Annotated in this window: 4 protein-coding genes; all 4 read right to left on the bottom strand. The window is 44.5% G+C overall.

The features are described 5' to 3' along the window. Positions 1–242 precede the first annotated feature (242 nt). On the bottom strand, positions 243–1,073 hold the full coding sequence (locus RIC07_RS33260) for a DUF3037 domain-containing protein (protein WP_446398258.1): 831 nt from the start codon (positions 1,071–1,073) through the stop codon (positions 243–245). Between the two features lie 908 nt (positions 1,074–1,981). Then, positions 1,982–3,667, bottom strand: a complete 1,686-nt coding sequence (locus RIC07_RS33265) for an ABC transporter substrate-binding protein (RefSeq protein ID WP_446398259.1) — start codon at positions 3,665–3,667, stop codon at positions 1,982–1,984. 439 nt (positions 3,668–4,106) lie between these two features. Further along, positions 4,107–5,249 (bottom strand): AI-2E family transporter, encoded by a 1,143-nt coding sequence (locus tag RIC07_RS33270; protein ID WP_446398260.1) that lies wholly within the window; start codon positions 5,247–5,249, stop codon positions 4,107–4,109. Between the two features lie 205 nt (positions 5,250–5,454). After that, entirely contained in the window at positions 5,455–6,228 is a 774-nt protein-coding gene (cobA, locus tag RIC07_RS33275; RefSeq protein ID WP_446398261.1) for a uroporphyrinogen-III C-methyltransferase, read from the bottom strand. Between the last annotated feature and the right edge of the window lie 359 nt (positions 6,229–6,587).

Consider the following 6,587-nt stretch of genomic DNA (forward strand, 5'->3'; position numbering starts at 1 on the left):
CAACTCAAGCTAGTCTCTCGCAGCTTTCCACCTCTACCACCTTAACCGATAAATTCCGCAATGGGAATCTTCCCCGTTACCCGCCTTCGAGTCTTCCCCAGCAGCGATGAGATCCCATTACCGAGTAACCTATTCGGTTCATCGGCATCTAGAAAACCTCTCTCCAAACCTCTCTCCTACAAGGAGAGAGGCTTTGAATTGTCCTCCTTCCGTGCCAAAAAACGAAGCATCCTTTTATTTTCTCAAATAGGCTCCATCGTTGTAGTGTCTATAGGCTTAAGGTGATCCTTTACCCAAGGACCCATGTTATCTTCTGTTAAAATATCTGCACCAAGCTTAGAATACATCGAAGTTACTTTTTGATAATTTCGCTCAAGTTTATTATGGGCAGGATATTTTGGGTTAGGTGGTAATGTCACAACAGCTAAAGGGAAATCAGGGTAACATTTTTTTACATCAGAAATTTTCCAAGAAATTGAATCTTGAAGCGTTTCCTTGACTTGAACTTTAAATGAAATTCCTTGAGCGGCAAAATAAGGTTGTCCATTCGCAACGACAACATCAAATTTATGTTTGGTACGATAACCCGACAAGGGATAATTGCTTTTAACTAAGTCTTTGGCTGCATCTCCAAGAACATTCTTAATTTTACTCCTAGTCATTTGAACGGCAAAAGCGCGATCGCGCGGCTTTGGCTTCTCCGGTGGCTCAAGTAAACAGGTATCAGCAATATCTGCTAAAAGGCTGTCTACATCGTCTAGAGAACCACGCGGTTCAGTTAACTGAATGCTATTAAACCAATTCTGAGCGACTCTGATTAAACGTTCCTGCTTGGGAGTCTCATTCGGCGAATCCCCCGGAAACAATAATCCATCAGCAGCCGCATCTTCCATGCGACTAGCGAAATCTTTGAGGAAATGAATATCTTCCATTCCAAAGCGTTTTACCCGTTCCCAATGGCTTAAAAACCGAACACACACCCGATCATTATCAAAGGCAAGCACACCAATATTGATCCGCTCATCAGCAATCGGATTGGGAACGTATTGGACGATACTGTATCGACTAACCATTGCTCTTGCCTTGTATTCAGAGGATTCACAGAAGTTCGAGTAACTCTTATTGTCTTCTAGTTAAGTATTCCACCATAGTGATCCGTTCTTCCATTGTAAGCTGCCATTCCTGCGGAGGGACTGCCACCACGCGAATACTATTATCTTCAGTTATCCGCTCTAGCTTTTCGAGTGCTTTTTGGAGTTTGGACTTTAGACTAATCAGAGCCAATCATACCTAGGCGATCGCACTTCTTTTGATACCCACTATTCACTAGATCCCACTTGGCTATTTCTTTCTCCTTCGCTACTGACATTTCCTTCCCCTTGACTCAATGTCGTTTCGCCTCATTTTGTCAAGTTCTAATAACTTAAACTATTCTTTACTCCAGAACGGTTTAATTTTTTCAATCAGAGTCTCGTCTCAACAAAACGTCATAATTGCTCGTTTTTTACCTCTTTTTGGGAAAACGCTACGATTTTTCAGGGGTTACAGCGATTGTGAGAGGTTTGTGCGGTTTTCAGGTATACTATCTATGGTGGGTTTTTTGTGGGCAAAATTAATTTTGACACAGCTAAATCCCTTGAATATTCGTAAAACTTTGTATAATTTATAATTTTCGTCTCACCCCTTATGTCTGGTTGGATGCATGTATTTTTTTTAAGTTTCGATAAAAATTATGACTGAGTATTGACAAAAACACAGATGACACAGAAGGGATGATGCAGACAGAAGCCTGAATAGTGAGGAACACAGATTGACACGGAGAACTAAATAATTTCCTCAAAATTTTAATCATCTTTTCGTTCAAGTCAATTTACAAGATTAATAGGGATTGAGTTAATTAAGGGTTTGTGGTCAACGCTCTACTTTTAATGGCGCTAAAGCGCAACTACAAGCGCAACTACAAGCGCAACTACAAGCGCAACTATAAACCTTGGCTTATTGTCTCAAAGGGTTCTGAACCTAGGGGACTGGGTGTCCATCCGGTAACGGTTTTGCGTTTGGCTAATAAGGGTTGGGAGTGAACGATGGGTAATCGGATGGCTTCTTGGGCTAAAATTTCATCCACTTGGGCATAGATTTGAGTCCGTTCTGCTTGATCTGTTGTCGCCCTTCCCTGTTCTAAAAGCTGGAGAAGTTCCTCGTTTTTCCAGCCGCCTAAATCTTCGGTTGCGCCGGGACCAAAATGGGCATAGTAAAAGTTATCTGGATCACCATAATCCCCTGTCCATCCCAACATAAAGGATTGAAATCCTGGTGATTTTCGCCGATCCTCTAAATAGGCTGCCCAATCTTTAGTTTGTAAGTTGACGTTAATGCCGATCGCACTTAATTCGGCGGCTATCGCTTCGGCGATGGGTTTGGGTGTGGGAAAATAGGGACGACTGACGGGCATATACCACAAATCTAGGTCAAAGCCATCAGGATACCCTGCATCAGCAATCAGTTGTTTGGCTTGTTGGGGATTGTAGGGATAATTGATAATTTGCTCAGACTGATACTCGGAGAGAGATGGCGGGGTAAAATGGTTATCATGTTCACCCAATTCTCCCCAAAAGGCGGGGACGATTTCTGAGGTGTTAATGGCTTGCGCGATCGCACGACGGACTTCTACCTTAGAAAGGGGTTCATAGCTGGGATTTAGCGCTAGATAGCCAACATTAAACGAGGGACGAAATACAGCGTCTAGGTTGGCATCATTTTCGATTTCTGGGAGTTGATCGGGGGATAAATCCACCGTAAAATTAATCGTACCCGCCTGTAATTGAGCTAACCGTGCCGAGGGATCAGTAATGAAGCGAATCACCAACTGATCAGACTTCGGTAACTCCGGTTTCCAATAGTTCGGATTCTTGTCCAGAACAATGCGATCGCCAGTCCGCCATTCTTTAAATATAAATGGTCCCGTACCCACTGCCAAGGATGCCGGAGTGCCATACTCCGCCCCCGCTTGTTTAATCGCATCGGGACTCGCCATCCCAAAATAACTCGAAGATATCGCCGCCGGAAATGCGGCAAAGGGTTGCTGAAGGATAAACTCAATGGTATTATCATCCGCGACAACAATATCTTGCAAAATCGAGTCCGGACTTCCCTTATATCCGCCAAACAAATTCGCCCAAATCTCGTAATTTTTCCCTGCATCCCGATAGCCAAACTCACTATCAGGATTCCACCAGCGCTCTACATTAAACCTTACCGCTTCGGCATTAAAATCGCTACCATCATGAAATTGAACATCATCGCGTAGCTTAAATGTCCAGGTTTTCCCATCCTCAGATACTGTCCACTCCGTCGCCAATCCCGGTTCTAACTCAGTGGTTCCCGGTTTAATACTCAGCAAGGTATTATAGATTTGATGCTGCACGACAAGAGAATTGCCGTCAGTAATATTTCCCGGTTCCAGATTCACCGGTTGTCCACCGGAACCATAAACCAGCGTATCCGCCGGAATCGCGGAACTCTCGCTAGTTTGGGGAGACTGAGTATCACAATTCGCCAGCCCTAACGCCAAAGCCAAGCCAATAATAACCAACAGAATAGACCGAATCAGCGATCGTTTAGGCGATGCGATCGCACTTTGCATTTCAGAGGACACAGCAAGACCCATAAACTCTCATCAAATCTTACCTTATGTTTGTTCGTAGTAAGGGCTTTAGCCCTAGATCCGATGAGGTTGTTTGGGGTCAACTGGCGTGATCCAACTCAAGTCGTGGAATAAATATTACATTATTTTAGGCGCACGTCAATCATCCGTGTCAACTTAAGGTGAAAATAAGAACAGGTAGAGCTTTTCACCCTCATCCCCGAACCCCTTCTCCCATCCCCCTCGTTCCCCCCTACGAAGAGGGGGGATGACAGAGGATGCTTCGCTTTTGTTTCCTTGGAGAAGGGGAATTGGAACAATTAATGAAGAAAAATGTAGGTGGCTACGCCTGCAATATAACACCTTTCTTGCTCCTATCTTGCTCCCCTCTCCCAAGCTTGGGAGAGGGGCTGGGGGTGAGGGCTTTCTAGCTTAAGTTAATACCAATCACGTCAATGCGCCCCTACACATCTTGAACCAACTCAGCCGATGGAGTCACCTCCATATTCCGATCCTTTCTCGCCTTTCTTATCTCAAACAAAGCCTCTTTAATCACAACAGCCGTTGGTACCGCCACAATCACCCCCAATAATCCCCCCACTCGAACACCAATTAACAGAGAAATAAACACCCAAAACGGATTTAATCCCGTAACACGACCAAAAATTCTCGGCGCTAATAAATTTTCCACAAGTTGCTGAAAAACCACCGCCACCGCTAATACCTGAACCCCCAAACCAATATCTCGCAATGCCACAAGTAGCGTCACTAAAGCTATCCCCACAGAACCGCCAAAGGGAACCAGTGCCATAACTCCAATCGTAAACCCAAATAACAACCCAAACGGAACCTTGAGTAAGACAAATAGCGAAATTAACCCCGACGCCATACAAGTGGCAATAATAATCTGTCCGATAAAGTAGTTTTGGAAGCTTAAGCGTAGAGTATTCGACGCCGACTTCTGGAGTTTCGTGGGTAACCATTCAATTAAACTACGCCAGACTTCCCGACCATGCTGGAGTAAATAAAATGTAGAAATAATGGTTAATAATACATCCAGAACCTTGGTTACCGTAAACACCGCTAAATTTAAAGTTATGTTCAAGGTTTGAGAGGCAATAACTTGCAGTTGTCCCTTCAGTCTGTCATTAATTTGAATAATTAAACCATCCAGGCTAATCGGTAAACCTAAATCTTCCAGCCTGTGATCCAGCATGATAAGCTGACGCCGCCCGGAATCGAACCATTCGGGTAAACGACTCACCAATTGTTGGGCTTGAGTAAGAACTAGGGGAAATAAAGTTACACCAATCGCGAACAACAGCAATAGGGCGACTAAAAATACAAATAACGCGGCTAATCCTCGTTTAATGCCCAGAGTTTCTAACCAGCTTACCGGATAGTTCAACAAGAAGGCTAACAGCGAAGCCACTAATATTGTGACCAGTAGGGATTGGAAATAGGCGAAAATTTCCGAAAATGCCCATACATTCAACACCGCCAAGGGTGCAGCCAAGGCGATGACTAATAACCGGGATGGGGGAGTGAGGGACTCCCACCAGCGCATTAATCTGTTTTTGGGTGTGGATGACCCGGAATTGACCATCTAAGTAGGTGGGGACAATTGAAGTTAACGGTAGTGATCGTCATTTGTCATTTGTCATTTGTCATACTCGCGCAAGCGAGAAGCAAGCTACGTCCTTTGTAAGGGGTTGAGAATTATTTACCTAACTTAACATGGTTGGGTTTATTTCCACCAACCTACTTATTTCCACGGAGAAGTAATAGTCGTGAACGATTTCTCACTGATCCTAACCAAGAATTATAGGTTGGCAGGAACTCAAAATTTGCTGTAGATTAACCACATCACCAATAACCGCGATCGCAGGGGCTTCAAATCCAGTGGTGTCCACTTGCTGCACAATGGTGTCCAGAGTACCAATCAAGTAGTCTTGCTGCGGTGTCGTTCCCCAGCGAATTAAAGCCACCGGGGTGTCTGGAGAACGTCCCGCCGCGATAACTTGCGCCACGATATTGCCCAGATTATGCACCCCCATATAGATTACAATCGTTTCACTTCCCTGTGCGATCGCCTGCCAATTAACTTCAGGGCGATACTTACCCACGGCTTCGTGACCAGTGACAAAGGTCACGGATGAACTATACTGGCGATGGGTTAGGGGAATTCCTATGTATGCAGGCGCAGCAATCCCAGAGGTGATACCCGGAACAACTTCCACCGATACACCCGCCCGGATTAAATCCTCCATTTCTTCACCGCCGCGCCCAAAAACAAAGGGATCACCCCCTTTAAGACGCACGACAACGGCATTTGTTTTGGCTTTTTCAATCAGTAACTGTGTGGTTTGTTCCTGGGGTAATGAATGACGCCCCCGCCGTTTTCCACCATTAATTTTTTCTGCCTTGGGGTTAATCATTGCCAAAATCGGCGCACTGACTAAAGCGTCGTAAATTACCACATCGGCATGTTCTAACAATGTTTTACCTTTGAGGGTAAATAATCCGGGATCTCCGGGTCCCGCGCCGACTAAATAGACTTTACCAAGATAGTTGGGTTGATTCATAATCATTCAATAAAACCATTCATTTCAATTAATTTATAGTCCATCCCCTCAAATGTCACACTCATTTAGATTGATTAATAGCACTAACTTAAGGGGTAAGAATCGAGCTTACTCGGTCAGTCATTGAACCCGTTTCAACGGGTTTTAGCTTTGAGCCGGAACTTGAGTTCCAGCAAAAATGCGGCGAGGGTCCCACGCTTGTACCGATAGGTCAAGCCCTGGAGGAATCGCCGCCAACAAATGAAAAGGCGAAGCCATCCGCTTTATGAATAGTGTTGAGATATTTGCAATGAGTATCAAATTGTTTACCTCCATTTTTTGGATACAATGCGAAACTTGGCTTGGTTCTAATGGCTATA

Origin of the sequence: Coleofasciculus sp. E1-EBD-02, assembly GCF_040218245.1 — a bacterium.
GTDB lineage: Bacteria > Cyanobacteriota > Cyanobacteriia > Cyanobacteriales > Coleofasciculaceae > Coleofasciculus.

Excerpts from the sequence above, each read along its gene's own strand:
- RIC07_RS33260 (WP_446398258.1), bottom strand. The coding sequence starts at position 1,073 with ATGGTTAGTCGATACAGTATCGTCCAATACGTTCCCAATCCGATTGCT.
- RIC07_RS33265 (WP_446398259.1), bottom strand. The coding sequence starts at position 3,667 with ATGGGTCTTGCTGTGTCCTCTGAAATGCAAAGTGCGATCGCATCGCCT.
- RIC07_RS33270 (WP_446398260.1), bottom strand. The coding sequence starts at position 5,249 with ATGGTCAATTCCGGGTCATCCACACCCAAAAACAGATTAATGCGCTGG.
- cobA (WP_446398261.1), bottom strand. The coding sequence starts at position 6,228 with ATGAATCAACCCAACTATCTTGGTAAAGTCTATTTAGTCGGCGCGGGA.